At 72.2% G+C, this 23,645-nt stretch carries 25 protein-coding genes and 1 pseudogene; 20 read left to right on the top strand and 6 right to left on the bottom strand.

The window, feature by feature from the left end; all coding sequences use genetic code 11:
* The first annotated feature begins 106 nt into the window (after positions 1 to 106).
* The 5 genes from F7P10_RS31055 to F7P10_RS31075 all read left to right on the top strand — a co-directional run bounded on the left by F7P10_RS31055 (position 107) and on the right by F7P10_RS31075 (position 3,761).
* A complete protein-coding gene (locus tag F7P10_RS31055) occupies positions 107 to 736 on the top strand; it encodes a DUF4178 domain-containing protein (protein WP_151014747.1) in 630 nt (209 codons plus the stop codon).
* 2 nt (positions 737 to 738) lie between these two features.
* Positions 739 to 1,239: a DUF2617 family protein gene (locus F7P10_RS31060; protein ID WP_151014750.1), complete on the top strand. Its 501-nt coding sequence runs from the start codon at positions 739 to 741 to the stop codon at positions 1,237 to 1,239.
* A complete protein-coding gene (locus F7P10_RS31065) occupies positions 1,236 to 1,679 on the top strand; it encodes a DUF4247 domain-containing protein (RefSeq protein WP_151014753.1) in 444 nt (147 codons plus the stop codon). The genes F7P10_RS31060 and F7P10_RS31065 overlap by 4 nt, the downstream gene beginning before the upstream one ends.
* 10 nt (positions 1,680 to 1,689) lie before the next feature.
* A complete protein-coding gene (locus tag F7P10_RS31070; RefSeq protein ID WP_151014755.1) occupies positions 1,690 to 2,115 on the top strand; it encodes a DUF350 domain-containing protein in 426 nt (141 codons plus the stop codon).
* A 107-nt stretch (positions 2,116 to 2,222) separates the two neighbouring features.
* Positions 2,223 to 3,761: a polyamine aminopropyltransferase gene (locus F7P10_RS31075; RefSeq protein WP_151018402.1), complete on the top strand. Its 1,539-nt coding sequence runs from the start codon at positions 2,223 to 2,225 to the stop codon at positions 3,759 to 3,761.
* Here the strand turns inward: F7P10_RS31075 and F7P10_RS31080 are convergent, their stop codons facing one another.
* Entirely contained in the window at positions 3,762 to 4,460 is a 699-nt protein-coding gene (locus tag F7P10_RS31080; protein ID WP_151014758.1) for a MerR family transcriptional regulator, read from the bottom strand.
* A gap of 77 nt (positions 4,461 to 4,537) precedes the next feature.
* On the opposite strand from F7P10_RS31080, the gene F7P10_RS31085 reads away from it, so the two are divergent.
* The 10 genes from F7P10_RS31085 to F7P10_RS31135 all read left to right on the top strand — a co-directional run bounded on the left by F7P10_RS31085 (position 4,538) and on the right by F7P10_RS31135 (position 13,332).
* On the top strand, positions 4,538 to 5,680 hold the full coding sequence (locus tag F7P10_RS31085) for an acyl-CoA dehydrogenase family protein (protein ID WP_151014761.1): 1,143 nt from the start codon (positions 4,538 to 4,540) through the stop codon (positions 5,678 to 5,680).
* Positions 5,681 to 5,825: 145 nt separating this feature from the next.
* On the top strand, positions 5,826 to 7,154 hold the full coding sequence (locus F7P10_RS31090) for an AAA family ATPase (protein WP_151014764.1): 1,329 nt from the start codon (positions 5,826 to 5,828) through the stop codon (positions 7,152 to 7,154).
* Positions 7,151 to 8,341 (top strand): tetratricopeptide repeat protein, encoded by a 1,191-nt coding sequence (locus F7P10_RS31095; protein WP_176611732.1) that lies wholly within the window; start codon positions 7,151 to 7,153, stop codon positions 8,339 to 8,341. Before F7P10_RS31090 ends, F7P10_RS31095 begins: the two co-directional genes overlap by 4 nt.
* On the top strand, positions 8,338 to 9,516 hold the full coding sequence (locus tag F7P10_RS31100) for a tetratricopeptide repeat protein (protein ID WP_151014770.1): 1,179 nt from the start codon (positions 8,338 to 8,340) through the stop codon (positions 9,514 to 9,516). Before F7P10_RS31095 ends, F7P10_RS31100 begins: the two co-directional genes overlap by 4 nt.
* Before the next feature lie 67 nt (positions 9,517 to 9,583).
* The gene (locus tag F7P10_RS31105; protein ID WP_151014773.1) at positions 9,584 to 10,450 is read left to right on the top strand and encodes a TIGR03619 family F420-dependent LLM class oxidoreductase; all 867 of its coding nucleotides are present in this window, start codon (positions 9,584 to 9,586) and stop codon (positions 10,448 to 10,450) included.
* A 38-nt stretch (positions 10,451 to 10,488) separates the two neighbouring features.
* Complete coding sequence (locus tag F7P10_RS31110) at positions 10,489 to 10,926, top strand: nuclear transport factor 2 family protein (RefSeq protein WP_151014776.1); 438 nt, start codon at positions 10,489 to 10,491, stop codon at positions 10,924 to 10,926.
* 248 nt (positions 10,927 to 11,174) lie between these two features.
* Positions 11,175 to 11,345 carry a cupin domain-containing protein gene (locus tag F7P10_RS31120; RefSeq protein WP_254716822.1) on the top strand — a complete coding sequence of 57 codons (171 nt, stop codon included), beginning with the start codon at positions 11,175 to 11,177 and terminating at the stop codon, positions 11,343 to 11,345.
* A gap of 27 nt (positions 11,346 to 11,372) precedes the next feature.
* On the top strand, positions 11,373 to 11,792 hold the full coding sequence (locus F7P10_RS31125) for a hypothetical protein (protein WP_151014779.1): 420 nt from the start codon (positions 11,373 to 11,375) through the stop codon (positions 11,790 to 11,792).
* 92 nt (positions 11,793 to 11,884) lie between these two features.
* Positions 11,885 to 12,670, top strand: coding sequence for a hypothetical protein (locus F7P10_RS31130; RefSeq protein WP_151014782.1), 786 nt, complete (start codon positions 11,885 to 11,887; stop codon positions 12,668 to 12,670).
* A gap of 122 nt (positions 12,671 to 12,792) precedes the next feature.
* Positions 12,793 to 13,332: a DUF1707 domain-containing protein gene (locus tag F7P10_RS31135; RefSeq protein WP_151014785.1), complete on the top strand. Its 540-nt coding sequence runs from the start codon at positions 12,793 to 12,795 to the stop codon at positions 13,330 to 13,332.
* A gap of 41 nt (positions 13,333 to 13,373) precedes the next feature.
* Here F7P10_RS31135 and F7P10_RS31140 read toward each other — a convergent pair whose 3' ends face one another.
* From F7P10_RS31140 to F7P10_RS31150, 3 genes are all read right to left on the bottom strand, one after another.
* Entirely contained in the window at positions 13,374 to 13,730 is a 357-nt protein-coding gene (locus F7P10_RS31140) for a hypothetical protein (protein WP_151014787.1), read from the bottom strand.
* A gap of 395 nt (positions 13,731 to 14,125) precedes the next feature.
* On the bottom strand, positions 14,126 to 14,551 hold the full coding sequence (locus tag F7P10_RS31145) for a DUF5980 family protein (protein WP_151014789.1): 426 nt from the start codon (positions 14,549 to 14,551) through the stop codon (positions 14,126 to 14,128).
* Between the two features lie 237 nt (positions 14,552 to 14,788).
* Positions 14,789 to 16,414 (bottom strand): GMC oxidoreductase, encoded by a 1,626-nt coding sequence (locus F7P10_RS31150; RefSeq protein ID WP_151014791.1) that lies wholly within the window; start codon positions 16,412 to 16,414, stop codon positions 14,789 to 14,791.
* 176 nt (positions 16,415 to 16,590) lie between these two features.
* On the opposite strand from F7P10_RS31150, the gene F7P10_RS31155 reads away from it, so the two are divergent.
* Both F7P10_RS31155 and F7P10_RS31160 read left to right on the top strand, forming a co-directional pair.
* Entirely contained in the window at positions 16,591 to 17,670 is a 1,080-nt protein-coding gene (locus F7P10_RS31155; RefSeq protein WP_151014793.1) for a dihydrodipicolinate reductase, read from the top strand.
* Positions 17,667 to 18,149 carry a carboxymuconolactone decarboxylase family protein gene (locus F7P10_RS31160; protein ID WP_151014794.1) on the top strand — a complete coding sequence of 161 codons (483 nt, stop codon included), beginning with the start codon at positions 17,667 to 17,669 and terminating at the stop codon, positions 18,147 to 18,149. The genes F7P10_RS31155 and F7P10_RS31160 overlap by 4 nt, the downstream gene beginning before the upstream one ends.
* 22 nt (positions 18,150 to 18,171) lie before the next feature.
* Here the strand turns inward: F7P10_RS31160 and F7P10_RS31165 are convergent, their stop codons facing one another.
* On the bottom strand, positions 18,172 to 19,101 hold the full coding sequence (locus F7P10_RS31165) for a LysR family transcriptional regulator (RefSeq protein WP_151014796.1): 930 nt from the start codon (positions 19,099 to 19,101) through the stop codon (positions 18,172 to 18,174).
* Positions 19,102 to 19,184: 83 nt separating this feature from the next.
* Here F7P10_RS31165 and F7P10_RS31170 point away from each other — a divergent pair, with 83 nt between their 5' ends.
* On the top strand, positions 19,185 to 19,910 hold the full coding sequence (locus tag F7P10_RS31170) for an SDR family oxidoreductase (protein WP_151014798.1): 726 nt from the start codon (positions 19,185 to 19,187) through the stop codon (positions 19,908 to 19,910).
* Positions 19,911 to 20,371: 461 nt separating this feature from the next.
* Here the strand turns inward: F7P10_RS31170 and F7P10_RS44815 are convergent.
* Positions 20,372 to 20,830 (bottom strand): annotated as a pseudogene (locus tag F7P10_RS44815) (sigma-70 family RNA polymerase sigma factor); the annotation flags it as partial.
* A gap of 587 nt (positions 20,831 to 21,417) precedes the next feature.
* Here F7P10_RS44815 and F7P10_RS31180 point away from each other — a divergent pair.
* Entirely contained in the window at positions 21,418 to 22,617 is a 1,200-nt protein-coding gene (locus F7P10_RS31180) for a CdaR family transcriptional regulator (RefSeq protein ID WP_151014800.1), read from the top strand.
* 88 nt (positions 22,618 to 22,705) lie between these two features.
* Positions 22,706 to 23,500 (top strand): acyl-CoA thioesterase domain-containing protein, encoded by a 795-nt coding sequence (locus F7P10_RS31185; RefSeq protein WP_151014802.1) that lies wholly within the window; start codon positions 22,706 to 22,708, stop codon positions 23,498 to 23,500.
* Positions 23,501 to 23,645: the final 145 nt, after the last annotated feature.

Raw genomic sequence — 23,645 nt, forward strand, 5'->3', positions numbered from 1 at the left:
TTATTTTGTCGCGTCTGATTGCGGTATGGGCCTGTGACGCCACAATCGGTAGGATCCCGCAGGTCCCCGTACATGTGCCGTGATCGTCGTGAGGGACGGAGGAGCCGTGGGCGAAACCGCGATTGTGATCTTGCTGGCGCTGATCCTGGTCGCGCTGGTGGTGCTGATCGTCGTCCTGGTGCGCCGCCGGTCCGGCGCCGGGAAGGGCGCCGGCACGGGCGCGCCGCCGCAACCGGCCGCGCCCCGCGACCCGTTCGCCGCCGGCGACCAGGCCGGGGGAGACCCGCGGACGATCAAGGCCGGGGACATGATCGAGTACCTCGGCGTCCGCTACTTCGTGCGGGGCTCGCTGCGGATGCGCGAGGGCGGCTACACCTGGGCCGAGCACCTGCTGGACGCCGACCAGCTCGAGGGCGTGAAGGTGTGGGTGTCGGTCGAGGAGGACCCCGACCTTGAGGTCGTCTGGTGGACCGAGACCGAGATGGGCGACATGTCGCCCAGCCAGAAGACGATCACGCTGGACGGCGTCGAGTACCGCCGCGAGGAGCACGGAACCGCCGACTACGACAGCGAGGGCACCACCGGCCTCGGCGTGAAGGGCCGCGTCGAGTACGCCGACTACACCGGCCCCAAGGGCCGCTACCTGTCGTTCGAGCAGTACGGCGGCGGCCAGTGGGAGGCCGGGCTCGGCGAGCGCGTCCCCACCGGCGCCCTCACCATCTACCCCGGCGGCTGATCGTGTTCACCACCCTCCGCACCCCCTACGCCGACGCGAGCGCCGACGGCCTGTCGTTCGCGCTCGGCCTGCCCCCGCTCGACGCCCTCGCCGTCCTGCCCGTCCAGTACGGGGACCTGGCCGTCGAGCTCCGCCTGCTCGGCGCGTCCCACCAGGTCTTCGCCGGGCCGCTCAGCGAGACCGTCGCGTGCCTGGACGGTCCGGCAGAGCCGCTGCCCGGACGCACGAGCACCACCCTGCCCGGATGGGCGTACGAATTCACCGCGACGACCGACCGCCACGACGACGACGCCGCGTTCGGCCGCGCCGTCGAGGCGGTGTGCGCGCGGCTGGCGGACCGCGGCGACGCCCTGGCCGGGGCCTTCCCCGGCGCGCGGCACGCCGTCACCGCCCTCGCACTGGAGGAGAGCGCAGAGGAGAACGCAATGGGCTGGCGGACGTGGCACGCCTATCCGCAGACCCGGGAGATCGTGATGACGCGGAGCCGGCTGGTGAGACCATGAACAGGAAGTACTGGACGATCGGCGCGGTGTCGGTCTCCATCGTCGCGGTCATCGTGCTCGTCGCGGTGCTCAGCCGGGACAAGTCCCCCGAGAAGTGGATCGCCGACAAGTACAAGCGGGTGTCGAGCGACACCTACCGGTCGGACAAGAAGCCGTCGGACGTCGCCCGCGAGATCCGCACGGAGCTCAAGCCGATCGACCGGGTCAACGACATGGCGACGCTCGGCAACCGGGGCGGCGTCTTCCTGCGCTACCCGAAGCACGTCGTGGCCGTCCTCCCGTACGGCGTCGGCAGCCGCATCACCGTCGACTCCGCACGGAGCGGTTACAACCGTTACCACTCCCATGTCGGCGGGCACTGGAGCACGCCGGGCAGCAACGGCTGGAACAACCGAGGATCCGCATCGTTCCGCGGCGGCGGGCCCGGGTCGGGCAAGTGAGGAGCAACCGATGAACGACATCCTGCACGACGGCGGCGCCACCCTCGCCTACGGAGCGCTCGGCCTGGCCCTGATGGTGCTCGGCTACCTGGTCGTCGAGGTGACGACCCCGGGACGGCTCGGGCACCAGATCTGGACGGAGGGCAACCGGGGCGCGGCGCTGCTGCTCGCGGTCAAGCTCCTCGGCGTCGGCGCCATCGTCACCACCGCCATCATCACCAGCGCGGACGACCTGAGCGACGGGCTGCTCGGCACCGCCGTCTACGGCGTCCTCGGCATCATCATCATGATCATCGCCTTCTACGCGATCGACGTGCTGACCCCCGGCAAGCTCGGCGCGATCCTCGTCGGCGGCGACAACGTCCACCCGGCCGGGTGGGTCGTCGCCGCCGCCGACCTGGCCGTCGCCGCGATCGTGTGCGGGGCGGTCTCCTGACGTCCCGCGATCTGGACGAGGCCGCCTCGACCCCCGCCGGCGCGGGCGAGGCGGCCCGTCCCGTTTCCGACCCCTCCACCCCGGACGAGCGGGGCGGCCGGCCCCGCGTGCCCGCGCGGGCCGCGCGCGCGCTCGTCCTGGCGGCCGTGTTCACCTGCGCCGCCTGCGGCCTGGTCTACGAGCTCGCGCTCGTCGCGCTCGGCAGCTACCTGGTCGGCAACTCGGTCACGCAGGCGTCGATCGTCCTGTCGGTGATGGTGTTCGCGATGGGCATCGGCTCGCTGCTGGCCAAGCCGCTGCAGCGCCACCCCGTCGTGGCGTTCGCCGCCATCGAGGGCGCCCTCGCGCTCGTCGGCGGGCTGTCCGTCATGGGGCTGTACGCGGCGTTCGCGTGGGTCCACGTGTACGAGCCGGTGCTGGTGGTCGTCGCGTTCGCCATCGGAACGCTGATCGGCGCGGAGATCCCGCTGCTGATGACCCTGCTGCAGCGGATCCGGCGGCAGGACGCCGGCAGCGCCGTCGCCGACCTGTTCGCCGCCGACTACGTGGGCGCGCTCCTCGGCGGCCTCGCGTTCCCGTTCCTGCTGCTCCCGACGTTCGGGCACATCAAGGGCGCGCTGCTGGTCGGCGCCGTCAACGCGGTCGCCGGGATCGCGGTCGTCCTCTGGCTGTTCCGCGACCGGCTCCGCCGCTGGACGCGCGCCGGGCTGTGGACCGGCATGGCGGCCGTCCTCGTGATCCTCTCCGGGACGTACGCGCTCGCCGACCGCTTCGAGATCACCGCGCGCCAGGCGCTATACAACGACCCGATCGCGGTCGCGGAGCGCACGGAGTACCAGGAGATCGTGGTCACCCGGAACATGGCCGTGTCGGGCACCACCGACCTGCGGCTGTTCCTGAACGGCGACCTCCAGTTCTCCTCCGTGGACGAGTACCGCTACCACGAGTCGCTCGTCCATCCGGCGCTCGCCGGGTCGCGCGGCCGCGTCCTCATCCTCGGCGGCGGCGACGGCCTCGCGCTCCGCGAGGTGCTGCGCTACCGGGACGTCCGCGAGGTGACGCTCGTCGAGCTCGACCCCGCGATGATCCGGCTGGCCCGCACCTACGACCCCATCGAGAAGCTGAACGGCGGCGCGTTCGAGGATCCGCGCGTCCGGACCGTCACCGCCGACGCCTTCAACTGGCTCCGGCAGCTCCGCGACCGGTTCGACTCGATCATCGTCGACATGCCCGACCCCGACGACGTCGCGACGGCCAAGCTGTACTCGGTCGAGTTCTACGGCATGGTGAAGCGCGCGCTCGCACCCGGCGGCCGAATGGTCGTCCAGTCGGGCTCGCCCTACTTCGCCCCGAACTCGTTCTGGTGCATCCGCGCGACGATCGCCGCCGCCGGATTCGCGACGACCCCCTACCACGTGGACGTCCCGAGCTTCGGCGACTGGGGCTACGTCATGGCCGCGCCCACCGCCGATCCGCCGCCGGTCGAACTCCCCGCCGACGTCCCGGACCTGCGCTTCCTCGACGAGCCGGTCCTGCGCGCGGCGACGGTCTTCCCGAAGGACCGCGGCCCCCGCGACGTCGAGGTCAACACGCTCGTCCACCCGCGCCTCGTCCAGTACGAGGACGGCGAGTGGAAGCTGTCCTGATCAGCGCTCGGTCGACCGGCGGATCGTCTCGTCCACCGCGCGCTGGAACGACGTCACGAGCGACTGGATCAGCAGCGGCTTGAGCCGTCCGGCCATCTCCATCAGCCGCGCGCGGTCCTCCGGCGACCGCCCGCCCTCCCGGTAGGGGCGGACCACGCTGTCCTGGAACGCGCCCTGCAGCTCGGCCGCCAGCGCGCTCATGTGCCGGTCCACCGCCGCGTGCGCGGCGACGAGCGTCTCCAGCGGCAGCGACAGCGCGGCCAGCTCCGCCCCGACGCCCAGCAGCGCCGGGCTGACCACCCGCACCTGCTCGCCCGCCGGCTCCAGGACCCCCAGCGCCTCGAGCCGCTTCAGGTCGTCGTCGTCCAGGTGCCGCCCGACCCGCCGGTCCAGCTCGTGCCGGTCGAGCACCTCGCCGTCCTCGGGCGCCCACGGCGACAGCAGCGCCCGCTGCAGAGCCAGGTCCTCGACGGGCGCGTCGTCCGGGATCTTCTCCAGGTGCCTCTCGATCGCCGCCAGCGTCAGCCCGAGGCTCTGCAGCTCCCGGACGAGCTCGAGCCGCGCCAGGTGCTCGTCCCCGTACAGGCCCGTCCGTCCGCGCAGCCGCGGCGGCGGCAGGAGCCCGCGCCCGGCGTAGAACCGGACCGTCCGCACGCTGACCCCGGCCCGCGCGGCCAGCTGGTCGACGGTCAGTTCCATCCCGGCCCCCTCCATGTGACACCACCAGTGTTACATTAACTCTGTATCAGCAAGCACTTATCGAGGGAGACCGCCGCATGGCACGCGAGATCTTCACCGAGGAGCACGAGGCGTTCCGCGACATGGTCCGCTCCTTCATCGAGAAGGAGATCGCGCCCCACCACGAGCAGTGGGAGAAGGACGGCGTCGTCTCCCGCGACGTCTGGCTCGCCGCCGGCCGCCAGGGCCTGCTCGGCATCGACATGCCCGAGGAGCACGGCGGCGGCGGGAACCCCGACTACCGCTACTACGTGATCATGAACGAGGAGTTCGCCAAGGCGGGCGTGCACGGTCCGGGCTTCTCGGTGCACAACGACATCAACGGCGGCTACCTGCGCCAGCTGTGCAACGACGAGCAGAAGGCCCGCTGGTTCCCGGGGTACTGCTCCGGCGAGCTGATCACCGGCATCGCGATGACCGAGCCCGCCGCCGGCTCCGACCTGCAGGGCATCAAGGCCACCGCGATCAAGGACGGCGACGAGTACGTCCTGAACGGCTCGAAGACGTTCATCTCCAACGGCATCCTCGCCGACCTGGTGATCGTCGTCGCCAAGACCGACCCGTCCGCCGGGGCCAAGGGCGTCAGCCTGCTCGCCGTCGAGCGCGGCATGGCGGGCTTCGAGCGCGGCCGCAACCTCGACAAGGTCGGCATGCACGCCCAGGACACCGCCGAACTGTTCTTCGACAACGTCCGCGTCCCCGCGAAGAACCTCCTCGGCGAGGAGGGCATGGGCTTCATCTACCTCATGCAGAACCTCGCCCGCGAGCGCCTGTCGATCGGCTCCACCGCCCAGGCCGCCGCAGAGTCCGCGTTCGAGCAGACCCTCGAATACTGCAAGACCCGCGAGGCGTTCGGCCGCCCCATCGGCAAGTTCCAGCACAACCGCTTCACCCTCGCCGAGATGAAGACGGAACTGACCGTCACCCGCTCCTTCACCGACGAATGCATCGTCAAGGAGAGCAAGGGCGAGCTCTCCGCCGAAGAGGCGGCGATGCTCAAGTACTGGAACACCGAACTGCTCAAGCGCGTCGTCGACCGCTGCGTCCAGCTCCACGGCGGCTACGGCTACATGACCGAGTACCCGATCGCCAAGGCGTACCAGGACGTCCGCATCCAGACCATCTTCGGCGGCACGACGGAGATCATGAAGGAGATCATCGGCCGCTCCCTCGGCGTCTGACCCCGGCCGGATCCGGCCCCGGAGGCCCCTGGAACCGCTCACCGCGGCTCCGGGGGCCTCTCGCGTCCGCACAGGACGAACGCGGCGGCGTCGCTCGCGCATGGCATCATCGCGCGAGGATGTTTCCTCCGGAAAGGGCGGGTTCGTGACTGATCGGGGAGCACTGGACGCCCTGCGCCAGGCGGTCGAGGTGTCGCCGGACAACCTGCCGCTGCGCCGCCACCTGGCGGAGCAGCTGCTGGCCGCGGGCCTGCTCATGGACGCCGAGGGCCAGTACCGGGAGGCGCTCGCGCTCGCGCCCGGCGACGCCGGCCTCGCGACGGGGCTCGCCGAGGCGTTCCTGCGGCAGGGCAAGAGCGGCGCGGCGATCGCCGCCCTCGACCGGGTCGAGAACGGGCCGCCGAGGGCGGGGATCATCCTCGCGAAGGCGCTGGTCGCGGAGGGGGACGTCCCGGCCGCCCGGCCGCGCTACTGGGAGGCGGTCGCGCGGGACGCCGGCCTCGCCGACCCCGGGTTCGAGGCGGCGCTCGGCCACACGCCGGCCCCGCCCGTCCTGGCCGAGGAGGCGGCGGACGAGCCGCCGGACGGACGCGTGCCGTCCGGCGACGGGTCCGAGGTCACGTTCGACGACGTGGCCGGGATGGAGGAGGTCAAGCAGACGCTCCGGATGAAGCTGCTCCTCCCCGTGCAGCAGCCGGACCTCTTCGCCGCCTACGGCAAGAGCGCGGGCGGCGGCGTCCTGCTGTACGGCCCGCCCGGCTGCGGGAAGACGCACCTCGCGCGGGCCGCGGCCGGGGAGCTCGGCGCCGGGTTCATCACCGTCGGACTGTCCGACATCCTCGACATGTACATCGGGTCGAGCGAGCGGAACCTGCACTCGACGTTCGAGGCGGCCCGCCGGAACGCCCCGTGCGTCCTGTTCTTCGACGAGGTGGACGCCCTCGCGGCGCGGCGCTCGGACATGCGGCACGCCACCAACCGGCAGGTCATCAACCAGTTCCTCGCCGAACTGGACGGCGTGGACGCCGGGGCCAACGAGGGCGTGCTGGTGCTCGCCGCCACGAACGCGCCCTGGTACCTGGACGCCGCGTTCCGCCGTCCCGGACGGTTCGACCGGCTCGTGTTCGTGCCGCCCCCGGACGCCGCGGCGCGCGCGGCCGTCCTGTCTCTGCTGTGCCGGAAGGTGCCGCTCGCCGAGATGGACTTCCGGAGGGTCGCCGAGGCCACCGACGGGTTCGCGGGCGCCGACCTCAAGGGCGTCGTCGACGTCGCGGTCGAGGCGAAGCTGCAGGAGGCGGTGCGTGCCGGGCGCCCGCTGCCGCTGTCGACCGGCGACCTGCTGGACGCGGCCCGCGCCGCCCGCCCGACGGCCGTCGCCGAGTGGCGGGCCACCGCCCGCAACTACGTCATGCACGCCAACGAGAGCGGCACCTGGGACGACCTGCTGCCGTGGGTCGGCGGGAAGAAGCGGTGACGTCCGCGCTCGACCGGGCACGGGTGCTACTGGACCTGCGCCGTCCCGCCGACGCCGAACGGGAGGTCCGCGCCGTCCTCACCGAGGACCCCGGCCATGCGCGGGCCCGCCTGTACCTGGCCCGCGCCCTGTCGCACCAGGGCGACGCGGACGGCGCCTTGGACGCGGTGAACGACTACCTCGCGGCCCGTCCGGACGACTGGGTCGGGCACGCGGAGGCGGGCTCGATCCTCGCCGGGGCGGGACGCCCGCGCGACGCGATCGGCGCGTACCGGCGCGCGCTGGAGCGCAGGCCGGACGCACCGTTCGTCCACAACCGGCTGGCGTGGACGCACTACGACCTCGGCGAGCCGGGGTCGGCGCGTTCGCACGCCGAGTACGGGCTGGCGCTGGCACCGGACGACGCCGAACTGCACGCCGTCCTGGGCCTGGTCCTCGCCGGGGACGGGGAGCACGACCGGGCCCGCGAGCACGCGGAGCGCGCGCTCGCGCTGGCCCCGGAGCGGTCGGCCGTCCACCGCGCGCACGGCAAGGTGCTGCTGGATACCGGACGGCACCGCGCGGCGGCCGACGCGTTCCGCGAGGCGCTGCGGCTCGATCCCGGCTGGACGGACGGCCGCGGGGCGGTCATGCGCGCGGAGCTGGCCCGCAACCCCCTGCACCGCCTGCACCGGTTCCTGTGGAAGCCGCGCGAGTGGCCGCGCTCGCGGATCGGCTGGTGCCTCGCCACGTGCGTCTTCCCGCCCTGGCTGGCCGTCATGGCGCTGGCCACCGTCCTGATGTGGGCGAACTGGGTGAACTTCACCCTCACCGGCCTGTGGATCCACCGGGACCCCCGCCGCCGCGACCTGATGGAACCGGCCACCCTCTTCAAGGTCGCCGGGGCGGCCCTGGCCGCCGGAGCCGCGATGCTGGCCGCCGGCGCGCTCCTGCGGGACGGGCGCACGATCGTCCTCGGCCTCGCCGTGCTCGCGCTCGTCACGCCGCTGATGGAGCCGACGGCCCTCGACACCGCGCGGGGCGCGCTCTTCCTGCTCGTCCCGATGGCGCTCACCGGCTGGGTCGCGCTCCTGACCGCGCTCGCGTACGCGGCACCCGCCGGCTGGACCACCTCCGCCGCGCTCGTCACCTGCTGCGCCGCCCTCGCCTCCGCCTGGCTCTCGATCCTGCTGCAGAAGCGAACGTGAACCGCGCCCGTGCGCACACCGACCGGGCCGAGATGCTGCTCGACCTGCGGCGTCCCGCCGACGCCGAGCGCGAGGCCCGCGCCGCCCTGTCCGAGGACCCCGAGGACGCGCGCGCCCACCTGCAACTGTCCCGCGCGCTGTCCCGCCAGGGGGACGTCCAGGGCGCCCTCGACGCCGTCGACCGGTACGTGGCGATGCGTCCCGAGCGGTGGATCGGCCACTGGACGGCCGGCGTGATCCTCTACCGCGCCGACCGCGACCGCGAGGCGCTCACCGCGTTCCTGCACGCCCGCGAGCACGGCCCCGACGAGCCGGACGTGTACCGCATGCTCGCGTGGACGCACTACGCCCTGGGCGAGGCCGAACCCGCCCGCGCCGCCGCCGAGCACGGGCTGCGCCTCGCGCCGGGCGACGCCGGGATCGCCGCCGTCCTCGCGCTCGTCCTGCTCCGGCTCCGCGACGAGCCCGGCGCCCGCGCGCACGCCGAACGCGCGCTGAGCCTCGCGCCCGAGGACCCGTCCGTCCACCGCTGGTACGGGACGGTCGCGCTCGCCACCGGACGTCCCCGCGCGGCGGCCGACGCGTTCCGCGAGTCGCTGCGCGCCGACCCCGGCTGGTCCGGGGGGCCGGCCGTGGTCCTGCTGGCCGAGCGCCGCCGGGTCCCCGGCTCCGTCCTGGACCGCCTCCTGGAGCCCCTCCGCGAGGGCCCCCGCCGCCATGTCCTGCTGTGCCTCGCGGGCTCGGCCGTCGCGCCGTGCCTGCTCGTCAACATCGTGATCACCCTCCTGACGTGGCTGAACCTGTCGATCCGGGCCGGGACGTCGCTGTGGCTCGGCCGCGATCCCCGCGTCCGCCCGCTCATGGGGGCCGCCGAACGGCGCGCCGCCGCGATCTCCGCGGGCCTGCTGTTCCTCGGGGCGGCGCTCCTCGCGGGCGGCCTGCACGCACCGTCCGTCGCGCTGCCCGGCGCCGCCGTCCTCGCGCTCGTCACGCCCGTCCAGGAGACCGCCCGCCTGGACGGGCGCCGCCGCACCGCGTTCGCCGTCCTGACGATCGTGCTGGCCGCCGCCCTCGCGATCCTGACGCCCGTCGCGCCCTGGATGCCCGTCGCGGTCCTCTGCGCCGCGCTCGGCTCGGCGTGGCTCGCGCTGCTCGTCACCCGCCGCCCGTGGTGACTGGCCACGGACTGCAACACGTTCTAGTATTTCCCGACCAGCTGTCGTCGACCCGGGGACGGAACGCATGAGGTTCACCTACGCCGAGGCCATGACCGACCCGTCCTACTACCTCCCGCTCGCCCGCGCGGCCGAGGACGCGGGGTACGCGAGCTTCTCCGTCGCCGACTCGCTGATCTACCCGAAGGAGTCCGACACCTCCTACCCGTACACCGAGACGGGCGACCGTGGATTCCTGGAGGACAAGGCGTTCATCGAGACGTTCACCCTGATCGCGGCGATGGGCGCGGTGACCGAGCGGATCCGCTTCACCCCGTTCGTCCTCAAGCTCCCGGTGCGCCCGCCCGTCCTGGTGGCGAAGCAGGCCATGTCGATCGCCGCCCTGACCGGCGACCGCCTCGGCCTCGGCGTCGGCCTGAGCCCGTGGCCCGAGGACTTCGCGGTCATGGGCGTCCCGTGGGAGCGCCGGGGCCGCCGCATGGACGAGGCCATCGACGTCCTCCGGGGGCTCGGCACCGGCGAGTACTTCGAGTACCACGGCGAGTTCTTCGACATCCCCGCGATCAAGCTGAACCCGGCCCGTCCCGTCCCGATCCTGGTCGGCGGGCACAGCGAGCCCGCGCTGCGCCGCGCGGTCGTCCGGGGCGACGGCTGGATGCACGCGGGCGGCGGCGACGACCTCGACGCCCTGCTGGCCAGGATCGATGCGATCCGGCGGGCCGAAGGCAAGGCGGGCGGCCCCTTCGAGGTCCATGTGATCTCGACGGACGCCTACACGCCCGACGGCGTGAAACGCCTCGAGGACAAGGGCGTCACCGACGTGATCGTGGGCTTCCGCAACCCGTACCAGAAGGGCCCCGACACCGAACCCCTCGAGAAGAAGGTCGAGCACCTCGAACGGTTCGCCGAGACCGTCATCGCCAAGGCGAACTGACCGTCGACGCCGAAACGAGAACAGGTTACAGTTCTGCCATGAGTGCCGTCACCTGGAACGCCCCGGACGCCGACCACCCCGCCCGCCGCGCCTCCCGCGCGTCCATGGCCGCCGTCCTCGCGGGGGACAAGGACGCGTGGCTGAAGCTGTTCGCCCCCGACGTCCTGCTCGAAGACCCCGTCGGCCCGTCCTTCATGGACCCGTCCGGTGAGGGCCACCGCGGCCACGAGGGAATCGGTGCGTTCTGGGACGGCTTCGTCGCCACGGTCGCCGAGTTCCGCTTCCACATCCGCGACTCGTTCGCCAACGGCGACAGCTGCGCCAACGTCACCACGATCACCACGACGATGGGCGACGGCGCCACGCTGACGATCGACTGCGTCCTGATCTACCGCGTCGACGACGCGGGCCTCGTCACGTCCATGCGAGCCCACTGGGAGCCTGACCGGGCCCTGGCCACCCGCAAGAAGCCCTGACTCGGCCTCCGCCCGGAACGGGCGACGGTAGGCGTCCGGCGTCGTGCCCAGCGCGCCGGGGAAATGCCTGCGCAGATTCGTGACCGAGGAGAGCCCGACCCGCCGGGCGACCCGCGTCCAGCGGCAGATCCGAGGACTCCAGCAGCCCCCCGGGCCGTGGCGATCCGCCGCGCGAGCAGCCACTGCCCGGGGCCGGTGCCGAGCTGCTCGGCGAACCGCCGTGCGAGAGCACGCGGCGAAACGCCCGCCTGTGCCGCCATGCCCTCGGCGGTGAAGAGGCCTTCGTCGTCTCCGGCACCTTCAACGACGGCGACCGCGACTACCCGTCCGGCTCCTTCATCCACGCACCCGCCGGCTCCTCGCACGTCCCGCAGACGACCGAAGGCTGCACACTGCTCCTCTTCTACCCGGAAGGCTGACCATCGCCTCGGTGGATAATGCGGGACATGACACCAAGCGGTCACCGCAGGGAGATCGACGCGATCACGGAGGACGCGTACTCCGCCGCAGACCGGGTGCTGGAAGCCGCAGCCGACTCCATACCGTCGCTACGGGAGACGGAAATACGGCACAAATCCGATGCGGCCATCCAGAAACTCGCCGAAGAAATGTCGGCTCGCGGCGAAACCACGGGACACCTGGTGGCGATGGCCCTGCACGGCCTCACGAGCGTCAAACTGCACGCGTCCGCCGAACCTGCCGGCGTCCTCGAAAGGTGGAGACAGCGCCGACTGATGCGCGAGCACGTCAGGCAAGTGCAACGCGCGGAACGCAGCCTGCTCGACGCCCGAAAACTCGGCTGGGCGGGCGGCACCGCCAAGACGCCCCGGCCGACCGGCCCGGCGAACCGGCCCGACCCCCCATGATCACTGGCCGCAACCGGTCATGGACGAAGCGTGGTGTCCGGTGTCCGATGCGGGGACTATGAAGCCACGGCGAATGGGGGTACGAGATGTTGGTGGCCGGCAAACTCAACCTCGTGGGTGAATTCCACAGCGAAAGCGACGCGCGCAGAGACGAGGAGAAGAGGTTCTGCCTCGCGAAGGTCCATCGCCCCGACTACTGGGTCGAGCACCAGTTCCCCGATGTGTACGAGGGAGGGCAACTGGCGAACCTTCCGGGCGCGGGAGAGGCCGACCTGATGGAGTACCGTGGCGCGCACGGTGTGGCCATGGCGATCGAGAAGTTCGAGAAGCTGGGCAACGACGCGGTCAATGTGTCGGCTACTCCGATCAGTTCGGCCGCCGGGGCCGTCAGCGCGTTCACCGGCCAGGTCAAAGAGGTCGTGACGTTCGCGGCCAACGTCAAAAAGCGGTCGCGGCTCTCCATGACCAGCGAAGTGAACGCGGCCGTGCAGGCGGTGTACACCGAAGTCGCGAACGCGTGCCGGGCGTACACCGACGCGATACGTGACGCGTCGTTGGACGGGCAACTCGTGGCTGTACGGACCCTCGCCAACAGCCGCATCGCCGTCCGCGACCGGGTGGCGGCCGTGTCCGGAGCGGTCGGCGCGAACCTGACGGACGGTCGCGATGCCGCCGAGCTGGCGAAGTGCATGCGCAAGCGGCGCTCCACCTTCATGGGCGTGGGCGCCGAGAAGTCGGGTCTGATCGGGGTCTGGAAGGTCGGCAACGGGCACATCACGGACCTGACGGACGGCACGGCGAAGGTCGCTTTCCAGAGGGTCAACATCGTCACCAGGGACGAGTTCAACGCGGAACTCGACGCCTGGCGAAGCCAGTAGTCCCTGCGACGCCCGGCGTTCGCCGATCCGCACGGGTCGGTGAACGCCGGCCGTTCCTCCGGCGGCTGCTCGAGGACGATTCGGGAGACTGAGCGCGGGCCGGGCCTTGTAGCGTGGGCGGCATGCCGAACGACCTGCCCGAGATGCGGGCCTCGCACGAGGACCGCGACCGTGCCCTGGACGTCCTGCGGGTCGCCGGGGGCGACGGTCGGCTCAGCGCCGAGGAGCTCGACACCCGGGTGGAGAGCGCGCTGAAGGCCCGGACGCTCGGCGAGTTGGCCCGGCTCACCGCCGACCTGCCGGATCTGCCCGGCGCCGGAGACGTCCTCGTGATCAGCCAGGACGGCGGCAGCTACGTCAAGGACGGGCGCTGGCCGGTGCCCGCGCGCATCGACCTCCGCACGAAACTGTGCCGGGTCACCCTCGACCTCACCGACGCGCTGATCACCTCGAACGTCCTGCGCATCGACGCGGAGATGGAGCACGGCAGGCTGGTCATCGTCGGCGCGCCGGGCACCGTGATCGACACCGACGGCCTCGAACTCACCTACTCCAAGCTCAAGGTCCGCTCCACGGCCCCCGACGCCCCCGCCCGCCTGCGCATCGAACTCACCGGAACCCTCCGGCACGCGAAGGTCATCGAACGCCGCCCGCGCCGCTGACCGGGCGCGGGGAGGCATCGCCCGCGCAGCGGCGAACGGTTTCAGCTGATCGCGTCATCTGCCTGCGGCACCGTTTGGAGCAATCCCCAACAGAAGGTCGCGCTGTAGTGGCCACCGGGCCCAGGGATGCCGCATTCGTGGAACGGATGCCACGAGTCGCCCGGAACGAGCGGTCCGAAGTGCGCTGAAACCTCGTCGAGAGTGACTTGCCAGGGCACGAGCACTCCGGGGTGTGCCGGCAGATCCGGAAGGTCGTCGGCCGTGCGAACGAACCTTGCATCGGTCCATATCCCGAATTCGTCGGCTGTCACCATGAACGTGAATTCCGGCCAACTGTCGAAGACATGTCGGACGACGCTGACGACGCGTCCACCACCCTCGATCGTCTCCGGTGCCACCCCCTCTCCCAGAATTTCCAGGAGATGGTCCAGTTGTCCGGGTGCCGGTCTGCCTCGCCGACCTCGGCCTTCGTTCGTTCCGCCTGCTGGGAGGATACGTTGAGCCGCCGTACTTCCCGGTCGCGCAACCGGTCGTCACAGGCCATCGTTCGCAGGAGGTATATCTCGAAATCGAGGGCGCTCAAACTATGTCTCTCCGAGAAACCGCCGAGGATGGGGGAAAGCGCGCGCGGCGTCTCGCGGCGCCCCGGCGCGCGAGACCTCGGCGGCGAGCCGGGGGAGTTCCGACGAGGATCCCCCCGGCGCACCTCGGACGGTGCGCAGGGGGCGCCTCGGGTGCGTCCGGGAGGTGCGGTTCCGAACCACGGGGCCGGTACGACCTCGGGGGCGGCCGATCACCAGCAGGCGTACGGCGCTCCGTAGCGGAGCAGGACCGGAGCCGTCTGGGTGACCGTACCGTCACTCGCCCAAACTTCGGCCACGTAGTCGCCCGCCGGGGCGGGGGCGAACGAGACCCCTACGAAGCCGTTGATGGTGTTCTCGTCGTTGCTTCCCGGCGGGAGCACGGACCCGCCGAGGTCGGACGAACCGGGCGGCAGGTTCCGGATCCCGGTCGTGATCGGGGTCGTCCAGGTCCCGCTCACGGGCGCGAACACGTAGGTGCCGTCCCAGCCGCCGGTGCTGACGCAGACCTTCTGCCCGATGTCCTGCAGGGTCCAGGTCGGGCTCTCCGCGCTTGCCGGGGCGGCGCCGATCAGGGACATCGCCAGCACGGCCAGCATTCCGACCACGATTCTCGCGCTGTTTCGGGCCGACTTCATCGGGGCGCCTCCTGATATTCCTCGGGATCGATCACCCACTCCGGGAGCATTTTGCGTCATTGTTTCGTCATAGAACAGAGCGTTCGCCTGTTGCATGTTTCGGTGTTTCGTGTTCGCCCTGCGGAGGAACGGTTTCGGCGGGGCGCAGATGCTCGCGCGTTCGCTCGTGGCGCCGCCGTACGCGCGGACGGGTGGGCGGGCCGGCCACGCGCGCCCGTGGCCGGGTCCCGGGCGTCGTCAGAAGTCCGCGCCGATGATGCTGTCGATGTTGCGTTCGGCGAGGGCGGTGATGGTGACGAACGGGTTGACGCTGGTGTTGCCGGGGATGAGCGCGCCGTCGATGACGTAGAGGCCGGGGTGGCCGTGGAGGCGGCCGTGGTTGTCGGTGGCCTTGTTGAGGACGGCGCCGCCGAGGGGGTGGTAGGTGAGGTGGTCGCCCCAGATCTTGTAGACGCCGAAGAGGTCGGTCCGGTAGATCGTCCCCTCCTTGCGGTTGATCTTGTCGAAGATCGTCTTCGCGCGGTCGATACTCGCCTGTTTCCAGGCCGTCTGCCAGTTCAGGTCGACCCTGGACGCCGAGGCGTTCCAGGAGAACTGGGCGCGGTGCGGGGTGTTGGTGATCGAGAGGTAGAACGAGGCGAAGGTCTCGATCCCGGTGGGCAGGGGCGCGACCTCGGCGAACGCTCCGCCCGCGTCCCAGTTGTCGATGCCGACCGTGGGGATGGACGACTGGAGCGAGCCGGTCGCGTCCCACATGTGGTTGGCGCGGCCGCACATGATGTTGCCGTTGTCGCCCCAGCCCTTGCCGATCTCGCCGTTGAGGTTGGGCAGCGCGCCGGTCGCCTTGAGTTTCACGAGGAGCTTGCTGGTGCCGACGCTTCCGGCGGCGAAGAAGACCTTTCCGGCGGTCACGGTCTTGGTGGCCGTCACGTTGCCGCCGGTGTCGAGCTGCTCGATGGTGACCGTGTAGCCGCCGGACGCCGGGGTCACCGAGGTGACGCGGTGCAGCGGGGAGACCGACACCCGGCCGGTGGCGGCGGCCTGGGCGAGGTAGGTCTGCTGGAGCGACTTCTTACCGGCGTTGTTGCCGTAGAGGATCTCCGCGTCGAGGGCCGACCGGGGGACGTTGCCCGCGGCTTCCTGCTTCATGTAGTTGAAGTCGTAGACGTTGGGGACGTAGACGAAGTCGAAGTCCGAGCGTTCGGCGTGCTTGCGGCCGACGCGCGCGTACTTGTAGCAGTCGGTGGTGTCGAACCAGGCCCGGTCGATCTGGTTGACCCCGAGCCCGGCATTCGCGCGGGGGTAGTAGACGTCGTACATCTCGTCGGCGTCCACGGACGGGAGGATGGCGCCGAAGCGCTCGCGCTGGGGGGTGACGGCCATGCCGCCGTTGACGAGCGAGCCGCCGCCGACGCCGCGTCCCTGGTAGACGGTGATGCCGCCGAACTCCTCGGCGTCCAGGATCCCGGTGTAGCGGGGGACGTTCTTGTCGAGCGGGAAACCGAGGAAGTTGCTGAGGGGCTGCTTGGTGCGGGTGCGGAGCCAGTAGGAGCGGTAGTCGGGGGACCGGGTGTTGGCGAAGATCTTGCCGTCGTCGCCGGGGGTGTTCCACGACATGCCCATCTCGACCATGTGGACGTCGACGCCGGCCTGGGCGAGGCGCAGCGCGGCGACGGAGCCGCCGTAACCGGACCCGATGACGAGGACCGGAACGCGGGCGCCGTTACCGATCGAGGTGGTCGCGGCGGCGGCGCTTCCCGTCCGGGACAGCAGGCCGAGGCCGATGATGGAACCGGTTCCAGCTAGGAATCCGCGCCGCGAGACACCGGTAGAACCGCGTTCGGGCAGGGGTGTACTGCGCATGTGAGCTCCCTCACAACCGGGGTGGGTTGAAACAGGTTCTACCCCGAGGGCCCGGGAAAGGCCATGGCATACGCGAGAGTAACTTGCATTCGAATACTGACCTGTAGTAACCGGTTACGGTCAGTGAACCAAATGCTTGCTTGGCAAGGGGGTCCGGCCCTGTTAGCCTCCGGCGTATGATCTCCACGGTCGTCTGGGGCACCGGTAACGTTGGTCGGCTGGCCCTCCGGGCCGTCGAGGCCCATCCCGCGCTGGAACTCTCGGGCGTGATCGTCCACGACCCCGGCAAGGTCGGACGGGACGCCGGCGAGCTGGGCGGGCTCGATCGGACGCTCGGCGTCGCGGCGACCGACGACGCCGGCGCGGTGCTGGCCGCCGGGCCGGGGGCCGTCGTCTACGCGGCGTCCGGCGACATCCGGCCGGACGAGGCGCTCGCCGACATCCTGCGGGCGATCCGGGCCGGGGCGGTCGTCGTCAGCCCGGCACTGTACGCGCTCTACGACCAGCGCAACGCCCCGGCGGAGATGCGGGAGGCGGTGCTGGCCGCGATCGAGGAGGGCGGCGGGTCCCTCTTCGTGTCCGGCGTCGACCCGGGCTGGGGCAACGACGTACTGCCGCTGCTGGTCAGCGGGCTGGGGCACACCGTGGACGTCGTCCGCTGCCAGGAGATCTTCGACTACTCCACCTACGACCAGCCCGACTCGGTGCGGTACCTCGTCGGGATGGGGCAGCCGATGGACTACGAGCCGCCGATGCTCGCGCCGTCCGTCCCGACCATGGTGTGGGGCGGGCAGGTGCGGCTGATCGCGCGGGGGCTCGGCGTCGAGCTGGACGAGGTCCGCGAGACGCTGGACCGGCGCCCGCTGGACGCGACCGTGACGACGGCGTCGATGGGCGACTTCGAGAAGGGCACGCAGGGCGCGGTGCGGTTCGAGGTGCAGGGAATCGTGGGGGGCGAGCCCCGCATCGTGGTCGAGCACGTCACCCGCATCCACCCGTCCTGCGCCCCCGACTGGCCCGTGCCGCCGGACGGCGACGGCGCGCACCGCGTGATCATCGAGGGCGATCCGCGCATCGAGGTCACGGTCGAGGCCACCGACGCCGCCGGGAACCGGGCCGCGGGCGGCAACGGCACCGCGGTCGGACGGCTCGTCGGTGCGATCGACTGGCTCGTCGAGGCCGAACCGGGACTCTACGACGCGCTCGACGTCCCCATCCGTCCCGCGACCGGCAAGCTCGGAAGGACGGCGCGATGAACATCGACATCCCCGGCGGCAAGGACCCGATCGGGTACGTGTGGGGGGAGATGGTGCCGGGCATCGGCCCCGCCGCCGCGAACTTCTCCATGGCGGTGTACGCCCACACCACGCTGGGCCTCCGCGAGTTCGAGGCCGCACGGCTGCGGATCGCGCAGATCAACGGTTGCGTCTTCTGCCTCGACTGGCGCACCGAACGGGACGGCGAGAAGGTCGAGGACGGCTTCCTCGACGCCGTGACCGAGTGGCGCACCACCACCGCGTTCGACGACCGGACGCGCCTGGCCGCCGAGTACGCGGAGCGGTACGCCGTCGACCACCACGGCCTCGACGGCGAGTTCTGGGACCGGATGACCGCGCACTACAGCCAGGTCGAGATCGTGGAGCTGAGCATGTGCCTCGGCTCCTGGCTCGCCTTCGGCCGCCTGAACCACGTCCTGGGCCTCGACGCCATGTGCATGCTCCCCAACAAGCCCTGACCCGCCCCGGCCGTCCGCTGGCTCACGAACCGGGCGGCGGCCTCCGGCCGGCCCCGGCGTCCGCGGGGCCGTCCGGGCCGGTGCCTTGGTCGCCGCCGGGGTGGTGGAGCGCGGCCGCGGCGCGGACGAGCGCCGCGACCTCCCTGGAGCGGCTGGCCGACGGCCACGCGATCACCGTGGTGACCTCCGGTGCGTCGGCGACGGGCACCGCGACGTGTTCGGGCCACTGCCAGGCGCGGCTGGAGGCGGGGATGACGAGCAGCGTCCGGCCGAGCGCGACGAGCTGGGCGAGCTGCGACTGCGTGCGCACCTCCGGTCCGGGCCCGTCCGGGTAGGTGCCGTCGAGCCGGGGCCAGCGGGCGATCGGCAGGTCCGGGACGTGCTGGACGTCCGCCAGCGTGAGCCGGTCGCGGGCGGCGAGCGGATGCGCGGCGGGGAGGATCGCGACCTGGCCCTCGACGCAGAGGTCCTCGGTGTCGAACCCGGCGAGGTCGTCGTAGGGGCGGTGCATGAGCGCGACGTCGGCCCGCCCGTCGCGGAGCAGCCCCGCCTGCTCGCCGACCTCGCACAGCAGGACCTCGACGGGCGCCGCGCCGGGGTCGCTCGCGAGGGCGCCGAGGAGCCGCTGGAGCAGCTCGTGGGACGCCCCGGCCTTCGTCGCGAGCACCAGCGGCCGCTCCGGATCCCCGGCGCGCCGCGTCCGCCGCGCGGCGGCGGCGACCGCGTCGAGGGCCGTCCCGGCCTCGCGGAGCAGCACCCGGCCGGCGTCGGTGAGCGCCACCCCGCGGCGGTCCCGGTCGAGGAGCCGGACGCCGAGCCGCCGCTCCAGCCGGCCGATCGCGCGGGAGAGCGGCGGCTGCGCGATCCCGAGCCGGACGGCGGCGCGCCCGAAGTGCAGCTCCTCGGCGACGGCGACGAAGTAGCGGAGCTCGCGGGTCTCGAGATCGTCCACGCGTGCAGGCTACCGGCCGATACCCGGCGGGTATCACAGCCGACCGGAGCGGTGTTGGACGGCGGCCGCGGTGCCCGCGGAGCATGGAGCGCGTGAACGAGACGAAGACCGCGCTGGTGACCGGCGCGAACAAGGGGATCGGTTTCGCCATCGCCCGGGGGCTCGGGGCGATCGGCTTCACGCTCGCGGTGGGAGCCCGCGACGAGGGAAGGCGCGAGGAGGCCGTCGGGAAGCTGCGCGCCGGGGGCGCCGACGCGTTCGGGGTGGCCCTCGACGTCACCTCCGACGCGAGCGTCGCCGGAGCGGCGGAGGCGATCGAGCGGACGGCGGGACGGCTCGACGTGCTCGTCAACAACGCGGGCATCGCCGGCCGGACGGACGGCGGCGCGCAGGACCCGGCGACGCTCGACCTCGATGTCCTCCGCACCGTCCTGGACACGAACGTGTTCGGTGTCGTGCGGGTGACGAACGCGATGCTGCCGCTGCTCCGCCGCGCGGACTCCCCGCGCATCGTCAACATGTCGAGCAACATGGGTTCGCTGGAGCTCCGGACGGGCCCGGTCCTGGCCGCGTACGCGCCGTCGAAGTCGCTGCTCAACAGCATCACGGTGCAGTACGCCCGGGGCTTCGAGGGCACGAACGTCATCGTCAACGCGGCCTGCCCCGGTTACGTGGCGACCGACTTCACCGGCTTCGCCGCGCCGCGGACGCCCGAGCAGGGCGCCGCGATCGCGATCCGCCTCGCCACCCTGCCGGACGACGGTCCGCGCGGCGGTTTCTTCGACGACGCGGGGACCGTCCCCTGGTGAGGCGTCCTACCCGGCGTCCGGGAGTTTGTCCGGGTTGGTGACGGTGTAGATGCCGGTGATGTGGTCGCCGTCGAGGTCGAGGACCATGACGGCGAACGGGGCGTCGCCGGCGAACAGGACGGCGGACGGGTCGCCGTTGACGGTGCGGTAGTCGATGTCGAGGTCGACCTCCCGGGCCTGGCGGGGGCGGTGGCGGCGAGGGTGCGGGCGACGCGGTCGCGGCCGTGGATCGGGCGGAGCGGGCTGCCGGGGGCGCCGCCGCCGTCCATCCAGAGGGTGACGTCCGGGGCGAGGATCTCCAGGAGCGTGCCGATGTCGCCGCCGAGCGCGGCGCGCAGGAAGCGCTCGGTGGCCTGCCGCTGGACGCGCGGGTCCGCGGGGAACCGGGGGCGGCGGGCGTGGACGTGCGCGCGGGCGCGCCGGGCGAGCTGCCGGACGGCGGCCGGGCTGCGGTCCAGGATCGCGGCGATCTCGGTGTGCGGGTAGCCGAACACCTCGTACAGGACGAACACGGCCCGTTCGAGCGGCGTGAGGGTCTCCAGGACGACGAGGAGGGCCATCGAGACGGCCTCGGTGCGTTCGGCGGACTCGTCGGCGCCGGCGACGAGGGGGTCGGGCAGCCAGGGGCCGAGGTAGGTCTCGCGGCGGCGGCTGATCGCGGCCTGCCGGGCGAGTGCGGCGTTGACGGCGACGCGGACGAGGTAGGCGCGGGGGTTCGTCACCTCGGGACGGTCGCGGGACGACCACGCGAGCCACGCGTCCTGCAGGACGTCCTCGGTGTCGGCGACGCTGCCGAGCAGGTTGTAGACGACCGAGAACAGCAGCTCGCGGTGGTCGGTGAAGGTGCGCGTGGCGGTGTCCGCGGCGGCGCCGTGGCCGCCGGCGTCCCGGCCGGTGGTGTCGGGTGCGTCCATGTCCATGAGAGGGGTCTCGGTGCCACGAGTGTGACATGCCGCCGCGGTCGGGACGTGCCGGGGGCGTTATCCGTTCGTGAAGTCGAAGATCCTTTTCGGGTGTCGGCACTGGTGCGGAAGCGGATGCGGGGCCGGTTCCGCATCGGTGAAATCGCCGGTCTCGCGCACTGATGACGGTATGTGATTGATCATTGCGCGCACACAGCGGGTGAGTGGACATTTGTTTGAAATATTGGCTCGCCGGAGTGGATCGGGTGCTGTTTTGACCGATCCAGGACGGTGAGGACGGACGCCGCCCGTGCTCACGGCGTGGTCGCCGGTGCGAGGCACGTACCGGTTGACGTGGGGTTATGTGGTCGGCGGGTGGCCCGGGGGCGTCAGGGCGCGCAAAGTTTCCGACCATAACAATAACCGGGCCCGCGCGTCGTCACTGTCGGTGATTAAGCGGATAATGTCTAGAGGGCGCGGATTTTGTGACCGAGACTGGCGGGGTCGCCCCCCGCCCCCCGGGACCCGCAGTCCCGGTACGCGGCGGCATTCCGTCGATCTTCGGGAGGAACGCCGTGCCCGACGGCCAGCTTGTTCGCACACGCGTGATCGATGAATACCCCGAGAACGGCCTGGACGTCCGGGAGCGCTACCAGAAGGCGATGCGCCTGCGCGTGCACCACCTGACGGGGCGCGTCCTGGACATGCTCAAGCAGGCCGAGCACGCCTACCGCAGCAGCGGAACGATCCCGCAGCAGGAGCCGCCGCAGTGGATCGCGCGGTCCATCGACCGGGCCCTGGACGCGGTGACGCTGCCGCCCGCGGAGATGGCCGCGACCCTTGACATGCCCGACCGGACGGGCACGCGGCGGGGCCGGCAGGGCGTCCCGGAACGCGCGCTGCTGCGGGCCTACCACCTCGGCGGCCGGGAGCTGTCGGTGGCGTCGGCGCAGTGGGCGATGGAGGAGGGTGTCGACCACCGGGACGTCGCCCCGCTGATCGACGCGATCTGGCGGGTCACCGAGGAGCACTCGTCGGCCGCGGTCGCGGCCCTGCGCGGCGCGCGCGAGGAGATCGTGGAGCCGAGCCGCGCCGGGCACCTGCTGGACGCGCTGCTGAACGGGGACGAGGAGAGCCGCACGGTCGCGGCGGTCGCCCGGTCGTTCGCCGTCCCGGAGACCGGACGGTACGCGGTGGTGGTGCGGCATCCGGCGCACGGGGGCGTCCGGGAGGAGGACCTCGTGCCGTTCGCCCGCGGCACGCGGCTGGTGTGGCGGCGGCACGGCGTGACGGCGGTCGGCGTCGCGGTGCTCGGCACGGCGGCGGCGACGAGCCTGGCGGGCGCGCTGCCCGCCGCCGGCGGGTACCGGACGGGGGTCAGCGGCGCGATGGAGGGGCTGGCGTCGCTGGGCCGCGCACGGCAGGGCGCGGAGGCCGCGGCGCGGACGCTGCGCGGGCCGGGGCTGGCGTTCCTGGAGGAGCGGTTCCCGGCGGCGATGCTGCACGCCGACCCCGGGCTGGCGCGGCAGTTCCAGGCGCAGGTCCTGGCGCCGGTGCTGGCGCTGGACGCGGGCCGGCGGGACGCGCTGCTGGAGACGCTGGAGGCGTGGCTGCGCGCGGGCGGGTCGGCGGGCCGGGTGGCCGACGACCTGTTCTGCCACCGGAACACGGTGCAGAACCGCCTGCGGCGGCTGGAGGAGCTGACGGGGCGGTCGCTGTCGGCACCCACGGACGTGATCGATCTCGGGCTGGCGGTCCAGGCGTTCCGGCAGTTCGGGGACGAGCCGCCGGGCCGCGCCGGGTAGCGGGCGGCGCCGCGGCGGGATCTGGTGGCGGGAGGCCCGCCCCCCGTAGAGTGAGTTTGCTGATCCAACTCACTTTGGAGGTGGGCCGATGACGGTTCCTGCGATCGTCGCGCCCGGCGCGCTGCTGCGTTCCCCGGTCGAGGGGCCGCTGGTCCCGGACGGACGGCTGTTCGGCTTCGGCGGCCTGCACGGCGGCCTGGCGCTGGCGCTGCTGACCGCGGCGATGCAGCGCCGGGCCGCGCCGGACGCGGTGCTGCGCGGGGCGTCCGCGCGGCTGCACCGGGCGCTCGCCGGGGAGTTCACCGTCACGACGCGGGTGCTGCGGCCCGGCGGCGTCACGACCGTCGCGGCCGAGGCGGCTTCGGCCGAGGGCGTGCACGTCGACGCGTCGGCGATCTTCGCCGGGCCGTACGCGGCCGGCGGCCCGGTGCTGGCGCCGCCCGCGCCCGCCGCGCCGCCGCCGGGGGACTGCGAGATCTTCCGCATCCCGCCGGAGTTCGTGCCGATCTCGGAGTTCTGGGAGATCCGCCCGGTCGGCGCCAACCGCCCGTACGCGGGATGCGCGGAGCCGGAGCTGACGGCGTGGGTCCGGCTGCTGGAGGACGACGAGGCCCCCGACGTCCACCGCCTCATGCTGCTCATGGACGCGCTCGCCCCCGCCTACGCGGCCGTCCTGGGGGACCTGCGGCTGGTCCCGACGATGGAGATGTCGGTCCGGACGGGCGACGGCCTGGCGTCCGCGTCGTCGCCCTGGGTGCTGCTGCGCGCGCGCACGCGGAGCGCCGGGGTGAGCGGATGGAACGACGAGACCATCGACGCCTGGGACCCGCAGGGCGCCCATCTGGGCTCGGCGCACCAGTTGCGGCTGCTGCGCACGTCCTGACGGCCGGGACGGCCGCGGGCCGGGGTTGTGCAGCCGCGACACTTTCCCCCGGTCCGCTTGGTCGCCGCACACAGATCTGCTCGCCGCCGCTTCCCCGACATTGACCTCCGGCTCGGCGCCGTGGAAATCTCCTGCTCGTTGTCGT

The sequence above is a fragment of the Actinomadura sp. WMMB 499 genome (genome assembly GCF_008824145.1).
Taxonomy (GTDB): Bacteria; Actinomycetota; Actinomycetes; order Streptosporangiales; family Streptosporangiaceae; genus Spirillospora.